This window comes from Actinomyces oris (assembly GCF_001929375.1).
In the GTDB taxonomy this organism is placed as follows: Bacteria; Actinomycetota; Actinomycetes; order Actinomycetales; family Actinomycetaceae; genus Actinomyces; species Actinomyces oris_B.
Map to the genome: position 1 here is coordinate 11,536 of NZ_MSGO01000046.1, position 16,973 is coordinate 28,508.

Sequence of the window (16,973 nt, forward strand, 5' to 3'; positions counted from 1 at the left end):
CTCAGCTCTTCTGGCGGGCCGCCCACCAGGAGCGCAGCGCCTGGCGGGCCAGGTCCTCGCCGAGCGGTCCCTTCTCCATGCGCAGGTCCATGAGGAAGCGGTAGGCCTCGCCGACGACCGGCCCGGGGGCGACGCCGAGCTCGGCCATGATCTGGCCGCCGTCGAGGTCCGGGCGGATGGCGGCGAGCTCCTCGGCGGCACGCAAGGCCTCGATGCGCTCCTCGAGGTCGTCGTAGGCACGGTCCAGCATGGCGGCCTTGCGGCGGTTGCGGGTGGTGACGTCGGCCCGGGTGAGCCGGTGAAGGCGCTCCAGCAGGGGACCGGCGTCGGTGGCGTAGCGGCGCACGGCCGAGTCCGACCAGGCGGCGTCGACGTAGCCGTGGAAGCGCAGGTGGAGCTCGACCAGCCGGGAGACGTCCCTGATGGTCTGCTTGTCGAAGCGCAGGGCCCGCAGCCGCTTGGCCGTCATGCGGGCACCGACGTGGTCGTGGCCGTGGAAGGTGACGGTGCCGTCGGGCAGGAAGCGGCGGGTGGCGGGCTTGCCGATGTCGTGGAGGATCGCGGCCAGGCGCAGCACCAGGTCGGGGCCGGGGACGGGTCCGTCGGGGCCGGTCTCCAGGTCGATGGCCTGATCCAGGACGGTCAGGGTGTGCTCGTAGACGTCCTTGTGGCGCTTGTGCTCGTCGACGGTCTCACGCAGGGCGCTCAGCTCGGGCAGGACGACGTCGGCCACGCCGGTGTGGACCATCAGCTCCAGTCCACGCCGGGGCCAGGGGCTGATGAGCAGGCGCTCGAGCTCGGCGCGCACGCGCTCGGCGGAGACGATCTCCAGGCGGGAGGCCATCTCCTCCATGGCGGTCATGACGTCCATCTCGACGTCGAAGCCCAGCTGGGCGGCGAAGCGGGCGGCCCGCATGATGCGCAGGGGGTCGTCGTCGAAGGACTGCTCGGCGCTGACGGGGGTGCGCAGGACGCCGGCGTTCAGGTCGGCCAGACCGCCGCAAGGGTCGACGAGCTCGAGGTCGGGCAGGCGCAGCGCCATGGCGTTGACGGTGAAGTCGCGGCGGGTGAGGTCCCCGGTGAGGGTGTCGCCGTAGGTGACCTGGGGCTTGCGCGAGCCGACCTCGTAGGCCTCGGTGCGGTAGGTGGTGACCTCCACGACGGTGGAGCCCTTGCGCGCGCCGATGGTGCCGAAGGCCCGGCCCACGTCCCAGGTGGTCTCGCCCCAGGCGGCCAGGATCCTCTCGGTCTGCTCGGGGCGGGCCGAGGTGGTCAGGTCCAGGTCGTGGGGGGCGACGCCGAGGAAGGCGTCGCGCACCGGCCCGCCGACCAGGGCGATCTCGTGCCCGGCGCGCACGAAGGCGTGCCCCAGGGCCGCCAGGGCGGGGGGCAGGCCCTCGAGTGCCTGACGGGCCTTGGGCGTCAGGCCCCGGTTCTCGGCGGCATCCGGGGAGTCGACGGGTTCAGCGGGAGCGGGGTGCGCAGTCATCGGCCCAAGCCTGCCATGAACCCTGACCGGCGCGCCGTCCTCGTCGGCCTCAGCCGCCCTGTTGGTGAGGACCATCTCGCCCGGGCGGGCCCGTTCCGCAGCGCAGGTCCGTCCGCAGATGGCGCAGTTGTGTGCGACGACGTACTCGGCCAGCGGCGCCCGGCGGTCCGAACGCCCTAGAGTGTCCCCATGCCATCCCCACGCACTCGCACGCCCCGCGCCGGAAACCCGGCCCACCGGGCGAGTGCACGCGCCCTGCCGATCGTCAACGAGACCAGTGCCGGCGGCCTGGTCGTCGACGTTCAGAACGGGCAGGCCTTCACCGCGGTCATCGCCCGGCGCAACCGGGGCGGGCGGCTGGAGTGGTGCCTGCCCAAGGGGCACCTGGAGGGCACGGAGACCCCCGAGCAGGCCGCGGTCCGCGAGATCATGGAGGAGACCGGGATCACCGGTCGGGTTCTTCGCCACCTGGCGACCATCGACTACTGGTTCGCCGGCCACGAGCACCGTGTCCACAAGGTGGTGCACCATTTCCTGCTGGAGGCGGTCAGCGGCACCCTGACCACGGAGAACGACCCGGACCATGAGGCCGAGGACGTCGAGTGGGTCGCCCTCGACGTCGTCTCCCACCGCCTGGCCTACCCCAACGAGCGCCGTATCGTGGCAGCGGCCTGGGACATCCTGGTGGGGGATGGATGACGGGCACCACCTCTGTGTGCGCGAAGGTGGTCACCACGCTGGGCTCCCGGTTGCGGAGCAGGGCGATGGTGACCATCGCCGCCCTGCTGGGTGTGGTCGGCCTGGTGATGTGGCCGGTGATCGCGCTGCCCACGGCCGAGGCGAACCGGAGCCCCGGCGCGCTCCTGGTCGCGCAGTCCGGCGGGCTCTCCGCTGAGGTCGCACCGCTCGCCCCGGCGACGTCGTCCGCGACGACGGCCTCCTCCTCGGCCCCGGCGGCGTCGGGCGAGAAGACCGCCAACCAGGTGACTGTGAGCATCGACGCCCTGGCCCCCGAGGTGCTGCACTCCGACCAGGACCTCAACCTGACCGGCACCATCACCAACGGAACCGCTCAGACCATTACCGGGGCGGACCTGGTGACTCGGGTGCAGCGATCCACGGAGGCCACGAGTCGGGGCCTGAGCAGGTGGCTGACCGGGACCGATGAGTCGGGACTGTCGGACCCGTTCACGGTCCCACTGGGTCACGACCTCCAGCCGGGGGGCGTCTCCCAGTTCTCCATCACCATCCCCGCCGGCGAACTGCCGCTGACCAGCACTGACCAGTGGGGGCCGCGCGGCGTCTCCGTCGCTCTGACGGCTCAGGACGTCTCCCTGGCCCAGGACCGCAGCATCCTCGTGTGGGACAGCGGCACCTCCGCCGCATCGGTGCGCATGACCGTCTTCCTGCCGGTCACCGCCTCCGCGCAGGAGATGACGGTGCTGTCCGCTCCACGCACCAAGGAGCGCACGGAGGCCCTCGGTCGCATCCACAGCCGGATCCTCGGCCTGGTGAGCATGGCCGGCGACGGCGTCGTCGTCGCCGTCGACCCGGCGCTGATCGAGGCCCTCGGCGTCACCACGGCCAGCCTGGAGCAGGCCGCCCGCAACAGCGGCTCCCAGCCCTCCACGCCGGATGCCTCCCCTCAGGCGCCCCAGGGCACCGACTCCTCCGGCTCATCGTCCCCGACCGCACCGTCGACGACGGTCCCCTCGGCAAGCACCACCCCGTCCCCGCAGGCGGGGGGCACCACCGCGGCCTCACCGTCGGGCAAGGCCCCGCAGGCCTCCAACGAGGTCATCCAGCTCTCCGCCGCTCTCGCACGGGCCATCCACACCGACAGCCTGGTGGCTCTGCCATGGGGCGACTCCGACACCGCGGCTCTGGCGCACCTGCAGCAGACGAGCCTCATCGAGACCGCCGCACGGCACACCCAGGAGTCGGCCATCGTCAAGGCGGGGGCCCCGACGTCGGTGGCCTGGTTGGCCTCCAGCGCCACGGACGCCACCACGGTCAATGCGCTGGCGCAGCCGGCGTCGACCATCATCACCTCACCGGAGTCCTTGCCGCCGGCCGACGAGCTCACCTACACCCCCTCCGGTCTGAGCGCCTCCGGGGAGCACGCGGTCCTCATCCCGGAGCAGTCCCTGTCGGGAGCGCTCACCGGTGAGGACGCCAAGCCCACTGCCTCCGATCAGGGCACCCCGACCACCCAGAGCGCCCAGGCCTCCGCACTCGACACCCGCCAGCTGCTGCGCGGCAACAGTGCCATCCTGACCCGCCAGGCCCCGGCGCTGGAGCGGAACATCGTCGTGGCGATGCCCCGCCAGGCCGCCTCCGCCGTGCAGTCGTCGGTCGTGCGGGAGCGGGTGGCCGCCCTGCGCTCGGTCCCCTGGGTCCAGTCCCAGCCTCTGTCCGCCCTCCAGGAGCGAGCCCAGGAGGAGGTCGCGGCCGTGGCCGAGGGCACCTCACGGATCGAGCGCTCCGAGCTGCCGGATGTGGTGATCGACACCAACGAGCTGTCCGCCGACACCCTCGCCGCCGCCGGCCGTACGGCCACAACCCTGCAGTCGATCTCCTCCGTGCTCTCCGAGCCGGCCGCACTGCTGGGCGACTACACCAGCCTGGAGGCGGTGGTCTCCTCAGCGTCCTGGCGGGCCGACCCCAAGACCCGTATCGCCCAGGTTCCGGCTGCCGAGGCGGCCGGGGCCGACGTCACCTCCTCGCTGGCCGCGGTGCCGTCGTCGACCATCAATGTCATCAGCTCCGAGGCGCAGCTGCCGGTGCGCATCACCTCCTCCCTGAGCCAGGACGTCACGGTCCAGGTCTCCTTGATCTCGAACAACAAGCGCCTCCAGGTCCCACGCACCACCACCGTCAGGGTCCCGGCCCATCAGCAGGCCAAGGTCACGGTGCCGATCCAGGCCGTCGGCTCGGGCGACGTGGGCCTGACGGTGCAGGTGCTCGCCGCCGACGGCACCACCGTGGGCACACCCACCACCGTCAACATGCGAGTGCGCGCCGACTGGGAGGGACGCGGCACCGGCATCATCGTCGGGGTCCTGGTCTCCATCGTGGTGATCGGTACGGTGAGGACAGTACGACGAGGCCGCCGCACCGCAGTGGCCCCGGCTGCACAGGAGACGGCATGAGCATGATCAAGCACGCACGAGCCCGGCGCTCCCTCTCCCAGGGGCGCAGCCAGGCCTCCCTGGCGCGCTCCTCGGCCATCATGGCCTCGGGGACCCTGGTCTCCCGCATCCTGGGCATGGTGCGAAACGCCCTGATCGTCATGGCGCTGGGCGCCACCGGGTCGGGGGCCGCCGACGCCTTCAACACGGCCAACAACCTGCCCACCTACCTGTACAACATGATGATCGGCGGGATCCTCAACGCGATCCTGGTGCCGCAGATCGTCCAGGCGCTCCGACGGCGCAACGGTGAGGAAGTCGTCAATCGTCTCTTGACCGCCGCGGCCACGCTCATGCTGGCGGTCACGTGCATCGCGACCGCGGCCGCGCCCCTCATCTTCACCCTCAACGCCAACTCCTTGGCCCAGGGGCAGTGGCGCACGCTGTCCTTCGCCTTCGCGTTCTGGTTCATGCCGCAGGTCTTCTTCTACGGCCTGTACGCCCTGTGGGGGCAGGTGCTCAACGCCCGCTCGAGCTTCGGGCCCTACATGTGGTCCCCGGTGCTCAACAACATCATCTCGATCGCCTCGATCCTGTTCTACCTCCATCTCTACGGTCGCTACACCGCTGGTGAAGGCGCAGAGGTCTGGGACTGGAGCCGGATCACTCTCATCGGGGCGACGACGACCCTGGGCATCGCGGTTCAGGCGCTGATCCTCTACATCCCCCTGGTGCGCTCCGGGTTCCGGCCGCGCATCATCTTCGGGGTGCGGGGCCTGGGGCTGGGCAAGACCGTCAAGGTGGCCCTGTGGGCGCTGGCCGGGGTGGGCGTGGCCAGCCTGAGCAACTGGATCACCTCCAACCTGGGCTCCTACGCGGTCACGGCCTCCGAGCAGCCCGAGTACGCGAACGTCATCGTGCCCTCCACGACCATGTGGCTCAACGCCTACCTGGTGTACATGCTGCCCCAGTCCCTCGTGGTCACCTCCATCATCACGGCCCTGTTCACCCGGATGAGTGAGAAGGCCGCGGCCGGGGATGCGGCCGGCGTGCGTAAGGACCTCTCCCTGGGACTGCGCTCGGCGGGCGTCTTCACGGTGCTGGCCACCGCGGGCATCTGCGTCCTGGCCGTCCCGGCCCTGCAGCTCTTCACCCCCTCGATCACCCTGCCCGAGGCCCAGGCCAGCGCCCCCATGCTCATCGCGCTGGCGCTGGGCATCGTCCCGCAGGGGATCTGGTTCGGGACCCAGCGGGTGATGCTGGCCTACTCCGACACCAAGCGGCTGCTGCTGGCCGACGTCGTCGTCGGCGTCATCCCCGTGATCCTGTGCGTCCTGGCCTACTTCGTCGCCCCGGCCAACCACTGGATGGCCTGGGCGGGCGCGGCCAACACGATCAGCCAGATCGGGGGCTGCGTGGTGGTCATCCCCATGATGCGCTCCCACCTGCCCAGCCTCGACGGCCGCAAGATCGTCACCACCCACCTGCGTCTCATCATGGCGGTGGCGCCCGCGGTCGTCGTCGGGCTCCTGCTCAATGCGATGCTCGGTGACATCGACGCCGACTCCTCCCTGGCCAACATGTCGGCGGCACTCGGGCACATCGCCGTCGTCGCCACCGTCATGTCGCTCATCTACCTGCTGATGGGGCGCATCATCAGGATCGAGGAGATCACGGTCGCCTTCCGGCCCTTCTCACGGATCCTGTCCACGCTCGGTCGTCGTCTGCCCGGTGCACCCGGGCGAGCGGTCCTGGCGGCGGCGGCCTGGTTGTCACCGGCGCAGCCGCAGGCTCAGGCGACCGCTCAAATGGCCGCCGTCCAGACGCCTCCGCCACCGCCGCCACCGCCGCCACCGGCTCAGCCGATCTCAGGCCCCTCCGGTGTTTCAACGGGCGCGACGGCGCATGGTGCTGTTGGCTACACCTCCGGCGGCGCCCAGGCGGTACCGTCCGCACCGCCGCCGCCTGCTCAGGCACAGACCCACTCCTGGGGACAGCCGGGTCAAATGGGGTCCCAGCCAGCAGGCGGCCACCCGTCTCAGGCCACGGCGGGCCACCCTCACGACGGGCAGCCCATCTACCCACCGGCACCGCTGCCACCGGCAGCCTCGCAGGCCACGGCTCCGCCACCGCCCCCGAGCGCAGGTGCGACAGCCGGTTCCTCCCACCACTGGCTCACCCCGGGGCACGTCCCGGCCAACGCACCCGGGAGTATCCCGCCGTCACTGCCGCCCAGTATTCCTCCGTCCCGGGTGGCCACAGGGCAGTCAGTTCTCCACCCGTCACACACCTCTGCCCACACGGGCCACATCACCCCGGTCTGGAGCCCGCAGACAGTTACGATGGGGTCAACTGGTTCAGATGGACAACCATCTCAAGGAAGGAGACGTATGTCGGAGGCGACGCCGATCGGCAGTGGCCGCTACGGGCTCCTGGGAACGCTGTCCACCACCCTGCCGCGCATTGTCAGGCACCGTGGCGTCGACACGATCCTGGATCGCGACGTCACGATCCTGGTTCTCACCGACGCGACGCTTCATCGCGACAATGTCCTGGAGTCGGCCAGCAGGGCGGTGCTGGTCGAGGACCAGCGTCTTCAGCAGGTCTATGACGTCGAGCGCGCCGAGCCCTCCGTCATCATCACCGAGCCGCTGACCGGACGCACCTTCTCCTCCCTGGTCTCCCGGGGCATGCCCCCGGCGCAGGCGCGCGCCATCATCGGAGAGACCGCGCAGGCGCTCGACGCCGGTGCTCGCAAGGGCCTGCACCACCTCAACCTGTCTCCCGAGTCCATCCGCGTTCTTCCCGACGGAAGGGTGAAGGTCAGCGGCCTGGGGATCGAGGCCGCCGCCCTCGATCTGGAGAACCGGGTCGCCGGTCATGACCCGACGGCCGCCGACCGCGCCGACGCCCGCTCCCTGGTGGAGATCCTCTACTACGGTCTGACCGGCCGGTGGCCGGGCAAGCGCCCAGGCATTCCCTCCGCACCCAGGCTGGGCGGAGTCCCGGTCAAGCCCTCCACACTCGTGCCGGGAATCGACCCGATTCTGGATGAGCTGTGCGAGCGCACCTGGAGCAGCCAGCCCCCCATCTCCTCGGCGGAGGTGGCGCGATCACTGGGCACTTGGGACCAGGTGACCGGCTACCGTGAAGCCGGACCGACGCAGGTCCCCTCGTCCCAGCGCCCCTCGTCGAGCGGCACCGCCGCCGGTGGGAGCAGCGCCTCCGCGGGTACGTCGGCCGCCGTCAGTGCCGCGGGTGCCGGTGTCGCCAACGCGGCGCGTGGAGTCCTGGACAGGCTGCGGCGCAGTGGTGCCGGCAAGAGCACCACGGTCAGCGCACCGGCAGGGCAGGTGGCGCCCGTACCGGTTCAGCCGGAGCCGGCACCATCCGCGCCCGCCGTCTCCGATGCGTCTGCCGAGCAGACCTCCGTCATCGAGGCGGCCTCCGTTGCCGCAGCACCGGCCACGCAGGCCCCTGATCCGCAGCAGCCCGAGCCGGCACCTGCGCAGGAGCAGTCCGACAACGTCTACGTCCAGGTCACCGGGCCGGCGAACCCGATCCCGAATGTCCTGTCGACCGCCTCCGAGACGGTCCCCGGGCCGGCACCGGTTCCGGCCGAGCCCTTCACCGGCAGCTTCCCGGCCTTCGATGACGACGAGGACGAGGAGATCGACCCCGAGGCCGTTCGCCGCGAGCAGCGCACGACCAGCTCCGTCCTGGTCACCTTCGTCCTCATGGTCATCGCCTTGCTCGTGGCGGCCAGCTACATCGTCTACCAGACGATCGGCATCCCCTTCGCGGACAAGGACCGCGCGGCCGCGGACACCGTTCCCTCGGCCAGTGCTCAGCAGAACGGCGGTGGGGGCAGCCAGCAGCCCGCGCCCCAGCCGGCTGCGTCCAAGCCCGAGATCGCCGGTGTGAACGTGGTCAACAACCCGAGCTCGCAGGCGGCCAACAACCAGCAGTACCTCGCTGACGGGGACACGAGCCACCCCTGGTTCTCTCACAACACCAGCAGTCAGGACCTGAGCCAGCCGATCGACATCGAGATCAAGCTCAAGAACCGCGCCAAGGTCTCTGAGATCGACTTGCAGGGCACCAACGAGGGCGGGCAGGTCGAGGTCCGCGCCACGGACATCAACAACGCCGACGGCGGTACGGTCCTCGCCCAGGGTCCCTTCACCTCGGGGAGCACCACCCTCAAGGTCGACAATCCCCAGGAGGTCGACACCCTCGTCATCAGGGTGATCCAGCTGCCGAAGAACAATGAGCCCGGCGAGTACCCCTACAAGGCGACGGTGACTGAGGTCACAATTAAATAAGACCTTCTCCGGGAACAGACTGTATTGATTACCAGTTACCTTAGGCGATCGCGCACTGCGTCCCCCATCCGCTCGTCAGGAGAGTCATGATTCACGACGTCGTCATCGTCGGCTCCGGTCCCGCCGGCTACACAGCCGCCATCTACGCGGCCCGCGCCCAGCTCGATCCGGTCATCCTGGCCGGTTCGGTGACTGCGGGCGGCGCCCTGATGAACACGACCGAGGTGGAGAACTACCCCGGCTTCGTCGAGGGCATCATGGGTCCTGAGCTCATGACCCAGATGCAGGAGCAGGCCGAGCGCTTCGGCGCCGACATCCGCTACGAGGACGTCACCGCCCTCGAGCTGGAGGGCGACGTCAAGCGCATCACCACCTCCGACGGCGTCTACGAGGCCCGCACGGTCATCATCTCCACCGGCTCGGAGTACCGGCACCTGGGCATCGACGGGGAGGTGCGCCTCTCCGGCCACGGCGTGTCCTACTGCGCCACCTGCGACGGGTTCTTCTTCAAGGACCAGGACATCGTCGTCGTCGGTGGTGGGGACTCGGCCATGGAGGAGGCCACCTTCCTGACCCGCTTCGCCCGCTCCGTGACGGTGGTCCACCGCCGCGACGAGCTGCGCGCCTCGGCCGTCATGGCCAAGCGCGCCCAGAAGGACCCGAAGATCTCCTTCGCCTGGAACTCGCGGGTCATCGAGCTTCACGGTGAGGACTCGCTGACCGGTGTCACCCTGGAGGACACCGTCACCGGGGAGCACCGCCACCTCGAGGCCACGGGTCTGTTCGTCGCCATCGGTCAGGTGCCGCGCAGCGAGCTCGTCGCCGACGTCCTCGAGCTCGACGAGGCCGGCTACATCAAGGTCGAGGTGCCCTCTCAGCGCACCCGCATCCCCGGGGTCTTCGCCTGCGGTGACGTCGCCGACCCCACCTACCAGCAGGCGATCACGGCGGCCGGTTCCGGCTGCCGCGCGGCCCTGGACGCCGAGCACTACCTGACCACTCTTCAGGCCTGAGGGCCGGCTCGCTCCGCTCAACGCAGGGCGGGGCCGGCTCCGCCGACGTCGCAGAGCCGCCCCCGTCCCATCCCGACTCACCCATTCACAACGTTCGAGGAGAACAATCATGTCCGAGGCTCTCGCCGTCACCGACGCCACCTTCAAGGAGGAGGTCCTCAAGTCCGAGGTGCCCGTCGTCGTCGACTTCTGGGCCGAGTGGTGCGGCCCCTGCCGTCAGATGGCGCCGATCGTGGACGAGGTCGCCGCCGACTTCGGTGGCAAGGTCAAGTTCGTCAAGGTCGATGTGGACGCCAACCCGGCCACGGCCGCGTCCTACGGCGTGCGTTCCATCCCGAGCTTCGCGGTGGTGCGCGACGGCGAGGTCTTCCACCAGTTCGCCGGCTCGCGCCCGAAGGCCTCCTTCAAGGCCGAGGTGGAGAAGGTCCTGGCCTGAGCCCGGGGCCTCCACCCTTCCTTCTAAACCTCACACGTCGGCCTCGCCGAGCCGCCTCTCAGGTGTCTCGGCGGGGCCGATGTGCTGTCCCACCGGTTGTCTGATGTCTGGTTCCGTCGTCGGGCCGGCCGTCACCGCATCTGTCACCCGCCGTCACGGCCCCGTAGAATCGCACCGGAATCGCACGCGGCACCAGGGCATGCGACACGGCAAGAAGGCGGCACATGCAACACACCCAGTACATCTCCACCCGTGGCCAGATGGCGGCAGCCGGGTTCACGGACGTTCTTCTGGCGGGCCTGGCGCCTGACGGTGGCCTGGCGGTACCGAGCCGTCTGCCCGCCCTGAGCCCCGAGCAGATCGAGGCTTGGCGGCCCTTGGGCTACGCCGACCTGGCCACGGAGGTCATCGGTCTGTTCGCCACCGACATTCCTCGGGAGGACCTCGCCGAGCTGACCCGGGCCGCCTACGGTGCGGAGAGGTTCCCGCAGCCGGTCGTCCCTGTCACCGGGCTCGACGACGTCGCCGACGGCCTCGCCCTCGTGGGCCTGTCCGAGGGGCCGACGATGGCCTTCAAGGACCTGGCCATGCAGTTCCTGGGGCAGGCGATTCCCTATGTCCTGGCCAAGCACGGCCAGGTTCTCAATATCCTGGGCGCCACCTCCGGCGACACCGGTTCGGCGGCCGAGCACGCCTTCAGGGGGCAGGAGGGCGTCAACGTCTTCATGCTCTCGCCGGCCGGCCGCATGAGCCCGGTGCAGCGCGCTCAGATGTACACCCTCCAGGACGCCAATATCCACAACATCGCGGTGCGTGGCGTCTTCGACGACTGCCAGGCGCTGGTCAAGGCGCTGAACAACGACGCGGCATTCAAGGCCGCCCATCACCTGGGCGCCGTCAACTCCATCAACATCGGCCGGATCGCCGCGCAGGCCGTCTACTACGTGTGGTCCTGGCTGCGGGTCACCGACGCGGTGGAGGAGGGGCGCCGCGCCGGCTACCGGGTCGATGTGTGCGTGCCCTCGGGCAACTTCGGCAACATCTACGCCGGTTTCCTGGCCCGGTCCATAGGGGTGCCGATCCGTCGTCTCATTCTGGCCACCAATGAGAACAACGTGCTCGAGGAGTTCTTCACCACCGGCATCTACCGCCCCCGTTCGGCGGCGGACACCCTGGCCACCTCCAGCCCGTCGATGGACATCTCGAAGGCCTCCAACCTGGAGCGCTTCATCTGGGTGCTGCTGGGCCCCGAGGTCTTCGTGCAGCGCTGGGCGGAGCTGGAGACCACCGGCGTGCTCGACCTGCGCGATCAGCTCCCGCGCCTGCGCGAGGAGTTCGGCTTCGTGGCCGGCACGTCCTCGCACGCCGACCGCCTGGAGGCCATCCGCAGCGTCAAGGAGCGCTCCGGCCGGCTCATCGACCCGCACACGGCCGACGGCGTCACGGTCGCTCTGCGCATCATGGAGCCCGGTTTCCCCACGCTCGTCATGGAGACCGCCAAGGCCGCGAAGTTCCCGCAGACCGTGGCTGAAGCACTTGGCAGAGAGCCGGAGACTCCCGACGTCGTCGCCGATCTGCTCGCCCGGCCCCAGAAGGTCGAAACGATCGACAACGAGGAGGCTCCCTTGCGTGCCCTCATTGAGGAGCGGGCCCTGAGCCGCTGAACAAGGTCGGCCCGCAAGGCTACTGACACCCGCCGCGCATCGTGCCCACGATGCGCGGCGCGTTCTTCTCCGGCCCACGCACCGTCCCCACGACGCGGCGATGAGCGTGTTTCACGTGAAACACCGCGGATTAGTCCTGCCCGCGCCGGCTGCTGAGCACGGCTGGGTCCGTGGCAGACTTAGGTCCACGGACGCATCCGTGGCGACCAAGGAAGGACCGCAGATGAGTGAGAGCAGTAACCAGGTGAAGGGCAATCGACTCGATCCGTGGCTGGACAGCTACGCGGCACGAGCCCACGGTCTGCGTGCCTCGGAGACACGGTCCCTGTTCGCCGTCGCCTCCCGTCCCGAGGTCGTCTCCCTTGCCGGCGGAATGCCCAACCTCAAGGACCTCCCGATGGAGCGCCTGGCCGAGGCCACCGCGCGGATGATCCGGGAGGACGGCGGCCGGGCGCTGCAGTACGGGAACGGCCAGGGACTGCCGCGGCTGCGCGAGCAGATCACCGAGGTCATGGCTCTGGAGGGCATCAGGGCCGACCCTGAGGACGTCATCGTCACCACCGGCTCTCAGCAGGCCGTCGACATCATCACCGAGCTCTTCGTCGACCCCGGCGACGTCGTCCTGACCGAAGCGCCCACGTACGTCGGCTCACTGTCGATCTTCGCGACCTACCAGGCCGACGTACAACAGGTACCCATTGATGCCGGGGGCGTCATCCCGCATGCCCTGGAGGAGACGATCGTCCGCCTCACGCGCGAGGGGCGCCGTATCAAGTTCTTCTACTGCCTCCCCAACTTCCATAACCCCGCAGGAGTGACGCTCACCGAGGAGCGCCGTCGGCAGGTCGTTGAGATCTGCCGACGCCACCACATCCTCATCGTGGAGGACAATCCCTACGGTCTTCTGGGCTTCGAGGGGCAGACCTACACCGCGCTCAAGACCCTCGCGCCCGACGACGTCGTCTACCTGGGCTCCTTCTCCAAGATCTTCGCTCCGGGTTACCGCGTGGGCTGGGCGGTGGCCCCGCCGGCCGTGCGGGAGAAGATGAAGCTGGCCTCCGAGGCGGCCATCCTGTGCCCGTCGTCGGTGGGTCAGTTCTCGATCTCCATGTACCTGGAGCAGTTCGACTGGAAGCAGCAGATCCTGGACTTCCGGGTCATGTACCAGGAGCGGCGCGACGCCATGGTCTCGGCACTGGAGGAGTTCCTGCCCATGTGCCACTGGAACGTGCCCGACGGAGGCTTCTACGTGTGGGTCGGGCTTCCCGAGGGACTCGACGCCAAGGACATGCTGCCACGCGCGGTCACGAGCCTGGTCGCCTACGTCTCCGGCACGGCCTTCTACGCCGGCGGCAGGGCGGGGCAGGACCACCTTCGGTTGTCCTTCTGCTATCCCGAGCCTGCAGAGATCCGTGAAGGGGTACGGAGGCTGTCCGGCGTCGTGACCCGCGATCTCGAGCTGCTGAGCCTGTTCGGCCCCACTCACAGTCCCCATCCGTCCGAGGGCGTCCACGCGCCCGCACCCGACCAGATCTGAGGTTGACGATGAACCAGTCTCCACTCCGTATCGCCGTCCTCGCCGGCGGATTGAGCCACGAGCGCGACATCTCCCTGCGCTCGGGGCATCGTGTCGCCCAGGTGCTCAAGCACCTCGGGCATACCGTCCTCGTCCTGGACATTGACGCACGCACCATTGGATCGCTCAAGACTTTCGGGCCCGACGTCGTCTGGCCCTTGGTCCACGGCGGCCCCGGGGAGGACGGGGGGCTTCAGAATGTGCTCATCTCCCTGGGACTGCCGTATGTCGGTACACACTCGGACGGCTGCCAGCGGGCCTCTTTCAAACCGACGGCTAAGGCAAGCGTTCGTACCGGCGGAGTGATTACTCCTGATTCATTGACGCTTCCACAGTCCTATTTCAGTCAACTGGGGACCCAGGAGGTTCTCACCGTCGTGGCGGGTCATCTGGGACTGCCGGTGGTCGTCAAGCCTCATCAGGGGGGCTCCGGCCTTGGGGTCTCGTACGCATCGACGGCGGACGAGCTGCGCTCCGCGATGGTGGCCTGCTTCGCTTATGACGAGCGAGCCCTGATTGAGCGTTATGTCCCGGGGACAGAGCTGGCGGTCTCCGTCGTCGATACAGGAGAGGGGCCACGTGCGCTTCCTCCCGTTGAGGTCGTCACCGATGGGCGGTACGACTTTGATGCGCGGTACAACCCGGGCCGCTCAGAGTACTTCGTTCCGGCCCGGCTGGATGACGCAGTCATCGAGATGGTGAGAACCACGGCGGTCACGGTTCACACCACCCTCGGGCTGGGCAATCTCTCGCGCACCGACTTGATTCTCGACGATGAGGGGACTCCATGGTTCATCGACGTCAACGTCATTCCGGGAATGACGGAGACATCCCTCCTGCCTATTGCCGCCAAGGCAGAGGGGTCACTGGAGGAGCTGTATGACGCATTGGTGAGGAACCCACTGGTTCATCCGTAATGCCGCCTCGGTTTCACGTGAAACGGTGGCTCCACTCATGTCGAGTGGAGCCACCGTTGTTCTTAGTTCCCGTCCCGCAGTGCCGTTAAGTCCATATCGATATCCGCTCCGTCTTCCCAGTATGAGTTCATCGCGGACAGGATCAGGGTCGTTGGTTTCACGTGAAACAGGACCCGGTGCGTGTCCATCCGCCGTTGAGGGACGAGGTCATTCACCGGTCGTTGTGGACTACCGTATTCAGAACAGGGCAGGGGGCTTCACTCGGACCAGTCCCGATGTCCCTCCTCCAGGACCAGTATCGGCGTCGCACGCGGGAAGACGATGCCTCGGGAGACACAGAATCCTCAGTGTTTCACGTGAAACCTACCGCCATGTTCTCCTCTGCTCTCACGCCTGTGACAGTGCTTCTCCGACTCCTTCATCGGTGGAGCGATCTGTCCCGCACTCACGTCCTTCATGCCTTCACCCACCCGACCTCCTTCCGATGCATGATCAACGCCGTCATAACATCGGGGAGCGAACACTTCATCTCAGATGAACGAAGTTCTCAATCGCCGTCATGTGCTGGCGAAGGCGGAGCAATTGCGCTTGTTTCACGTGAAACCAACCGTCAACCGTGTCGCCGAGAGACTCTCAAGTGCGCTCGGTACACCTGTAGCTTCCCTCGCACGCCAATGTGCTTCTTGCGCGAGCAACGCTCCTCCTGGGCAACCGGAACGGGAACCACCGTCATGCATTGCGGAAGACACCCATATTCCCGTCACACGCTGCGCGTTCAGGAGCCTATGAAGCAACGAAGGGCGGAGAAGTACAGGAAGAGCTTTGTACGCACTCCCATTCCACCCGCGAGGCCGAGGCGTCGTCGAGGCCTCCGATCAGGGGAGGCCCGTAACGTCACCATTCCGTTGGAACAGTCGGGCATTGCATTCCGTGTTTCACGTGAAACAAGATCCCGCTCACAGCATCACACCAGTTGCCGGGCCCACGGGGCCTGGTCAGTATGCCGTTGCACCACGGGAGAGAGGATCGGTGTGCTCTTGGAGGGTGGAAGCCTCCTCCCTCATGTTTGCTCCCTCAGGTTTGCCCCGGGGATTCCCATACAGAGACACTCTCTCTGACATACGCCGTCTCCCTGAGAGCATCACTCCCCACCGGGCTGGCTGAGAGCCGTCATCGGACCAGTTGCAGACGACGATGGGCTGTCTCCAGCCCCCTCTCTTCGTGAACGACGTCACCCCGCAGCTCAAACTCTGTACCCCTATCGGGGAGCGTGTTCACATGTCGCCGCCGAACAAGTCCGGCGCCTGGTCATGGTGGAGGGCGGAAACCGACCCCGGAATGATCATCTTTGTTTCCCTGGATGCACCCACTCATAGCGCTGGCATTATTCGATCCCACCGTGAGCGGGACCTGCTGAGCCGTTCTCTTCCCACGCACCTCGCACACCGTTGGCTCGTCGCGGTACATGTCATGCAACTGTTCTCCGTCATTCTCCGTGGTTTCACGTGAAACCTGTTCATTACTGGTGCATTGGAGTACTACATGCTCGATTCGGCCGTGGGGTCCAGCGACCTACCATCTCTGTCTCCGTACCGAGCGACGATGCTTGGCGAAGGTGCCCACACCGTGTCCCGAGTCCTGGTCTTCGCAGCGCTGAGAACATGAGGTGCCCGCTCATTCATCTCGCAGGGAGAGAGCCGGCCTCGTCCTGGGGGGAAGGGCTGAGGAACCGGCTCTCTGTTGGTTTCACGTGAAACCGAACGCCAGACCCCGCAGCACGACCACCACCGCGAGCATATCGGTCCGCAGTACGCAGTACACGTCGTGGCTGTTGGATTCACCATGCGTCTCCTATGCACGGCAGGCGATCGCTGACTTACACAGATACGTCTCCCGAGCTCCTCCGCCTCGGCAGTACTCCCTCGATCCGCTTGGAGGCACCGCTCTCTGCGGATGAGCTTCATCATCCACACAGGCGCGATACTCGCTTCACCCACCCTTGTTACAGCAAACAACGTGTCGCTCCCCTGGGGAAGGGGTGCACAACTGCATCCCCTCCGGCAGCACGGAGGATCACACACAATGCTCGGTCCCATCTACCGGTTCTCACGGAGCACACCCTTCCGACCCTCCGCAATCGGTTTCACGTGAAACCTACTCAGAACCATCGCATTGGCATCATGGCAGCACGACCGTCATCCCGCAGCAGTCACCCACAGGAATAGACGAACCGATGTCCCTCTGTCAACGCGTTGCGTGTCCGATACAACGATGAGAACCCCCACCTCATGCATGACTCAACACTGAATCACCACCCTGAGCTCAGGCCTTCACTTTGTACTCCGAGTGCCGATTGTTACAGTAAGCAGAGAATGAGGTACCTAGTGCTCCTCGTTGCTAGGTGTACTTCCCTGTGAGGTTG

At 67.7% G+C, this 16,973-nt stretch carries 9 protein-coding genes; 8 read left to right on the forward strand and 1 reads right to left on the reverse strand.

Annotated features, from left to right (window positions below; genetic code table 11):
* Nucleotide 1 precedes the first annotated feature (1 nt).
* A complete protein-coding gene (locus BKH32_RS10705; RefSeq protein WP_075250035.1) occupies nt 2-1,489 on the reverse strand; it encodes a CCA tRNA nucleotidyltransferase in 1,488 nt (495 codons plus the stop codon).
* A gap of 189 nt (nt 1,490-1,678) precedes the next feature.
* Between BKH32_RS10705 and BKH32_RS10710 the strand changes: the two genes are divergently transcribed.
* From BKH32_RS10710 to BKH32_RS10745, 8 genes are all read left to right on the forward strand, one after another.
* Entirely contained in the window at nt 1,679-2,188 is a 510-nt protein-coding gene (locus BKH32_RS10710) for an NUDIX hydrolase (protein WP_075250027.1), read from the forward strand.
* Complete coding sequence (locus BKH32_RS10715) at nt 2,185-4,641, forward strand: DUF6049 family protein (RefSeq protein WP_075250028.1); 2,457 nt, start codon at nt 2,185-2,187, stop codon at nt 4,639-4,641. The genes BKH32_RS10710 and BKH32_RS10715 overlap by 4 nt, the downstream gene beginning before the upstream one ends.
* A complete protein-coding gene (locus tag BKH32_RS10720; protein ID WP_075250029.1) occupies nt 4,638-8,945 on the forward strand; it encodes a lipid II flippase MurJ in 4,308 nt (1,435 codons plus the stop codon). The genes BKH32_RS10715 and BKH32_RS10720 overlap by 4 nt, the downstream gene beginning before the upstream one ends.
* 86 nt (nt 8,946-9,031) lie before the next feature.
* The gene (trxB, locus tag BKH32_RS10725; RefSeq protein ID WP_075250030.1) at nt 9,032-9,958 is read left to right on the forward strand and encodes a thioredoxin-disulfide reductase; all 927 of its coding nucleotides are present in this window, start codon (nt 9,032-9,034) and stop codon (nt 9,956-9,958) included.
* 109 nt (nt 9,959-10,067) lie between these two features.
* Nucleotides 10,068-10,394 (forward strand): thioredoxin, encoded by a 327-nt coding sequence (trxA, locus tag BKH32_RS10730; protein WP_075250031.1) that lies wholly within the window; start codon nt 10,068-10,070, stop codon nt 10,392-10,394.
* A 224-nt stretch (nt 10,395-10,618) separates the two neighbouring features.
* Nucleotides 10,619-12,058: a threonine synthase gene (thrC, locus tag BKH32_RS10735; RefSeq protein ID WP_075250032.1), complete on the forward strand. Its 1,440-nt coding sequence runs from the start codon at nt 10,619-10,621 to the stop codon at nt 12,056-12,058.
* A 223-nt stretch (nt 12,059-12,281) separates the two neighbouring features.
* A complete protein-coding gene (locus tag BKH32_RS10740) occupies nt 12,282-13,595 on the forward strand; it encodes a PLP-dependent aminotransferase family protein (RefSeq protein ID WP_075250033.1) in 1,314 nt (437 codons plus the stop codon).
* Between the two features lie 8 nt (nt 13,596-13,603).
* The gene (locus tag BKH32_RS10745) at nt 13,604-14,551 is read left to right on the forward strand and encodes a D-alanine--D-alanine ligase family protein (RefSeq protein ID WP_075250034.1); all 948 of its coding nucleotides are present in this window, start codon (nt 13,604-13,606) and stop codon (nt 14,549-14,551) included.
* The last annotated feature ends 2,422 nt before the right edge of the window (nt 14,552-16,973 follow it).

What these genes read in the sequence shown, in the direction of transcription:
- BKH32_RS10710 (WP_075250027.1), top strand. Translation starts at nt 1,679, where the DNA reads ATGCCATCCCCACGCACTCGCACGCCCCGCGCCGGAAACCCGGCCCAC.
- BKH32_RS10705 (WP_075250035.1), bottom strand. Translation starts at nt 1,489, where the DNA reads ATGACTGCGCACCCCGCTCCCGCTGAACCCGTCGACTCCCCGGATGCC.
- BKH32_RS10720 (WP_075250029.1), top strand. Translation starts at nt 4,638, where the DNA reads ATGAGCATGATCAAGCACGCACGAGCCCGGCGCTCCCTCTCCCAGGGG.
- BKH32_RS10745 (WP_075250034.1), top strand. Translation starts at nt 13,604, where the DNA reads ATGAACCAGTCTCCACTCCGTATCGCCGTCCTCGCCGGCGGATTGAGC.
- trxA (WP_075250031.1), top strand. Translation starts at nt 10,068, where the DNA reads ATGTCCGAGGCTCTCGCCGTCACCGACGCCACCTTCAAGGAGGAGGTC.
- BKH32_RS10715 (WP_075250028.1), top strand. Translation starts at nt 2,185, where the DNA reads ATGACGGGCACCACCTCTGTGTGCGCGAAGGTGGTCACCACGCTGGGC.
- trxB (WP_075250030.1), top strand. Translation starts at nt 9,032, where the DNA reads ATGATTCACGACGTCGTCATCGTCGGCTCCGGTCCCGCCGGCTACACA.
- thrC (WP_075250032.1), top strand. Translation starts at nt 10,619, where the DNA reads ATGCAACACACCCAGTACATCTCCACCCGTGGCCAGATGGCGGCAGCC.
- BKH32_RS10740 (WP_075250033.1), top strand. Translation starts at nt 12,282, where the DNA reads ATGAGTGAGAGCAGTAACCAGGTGAAGGGCAATCGACTCGATCCGTGG.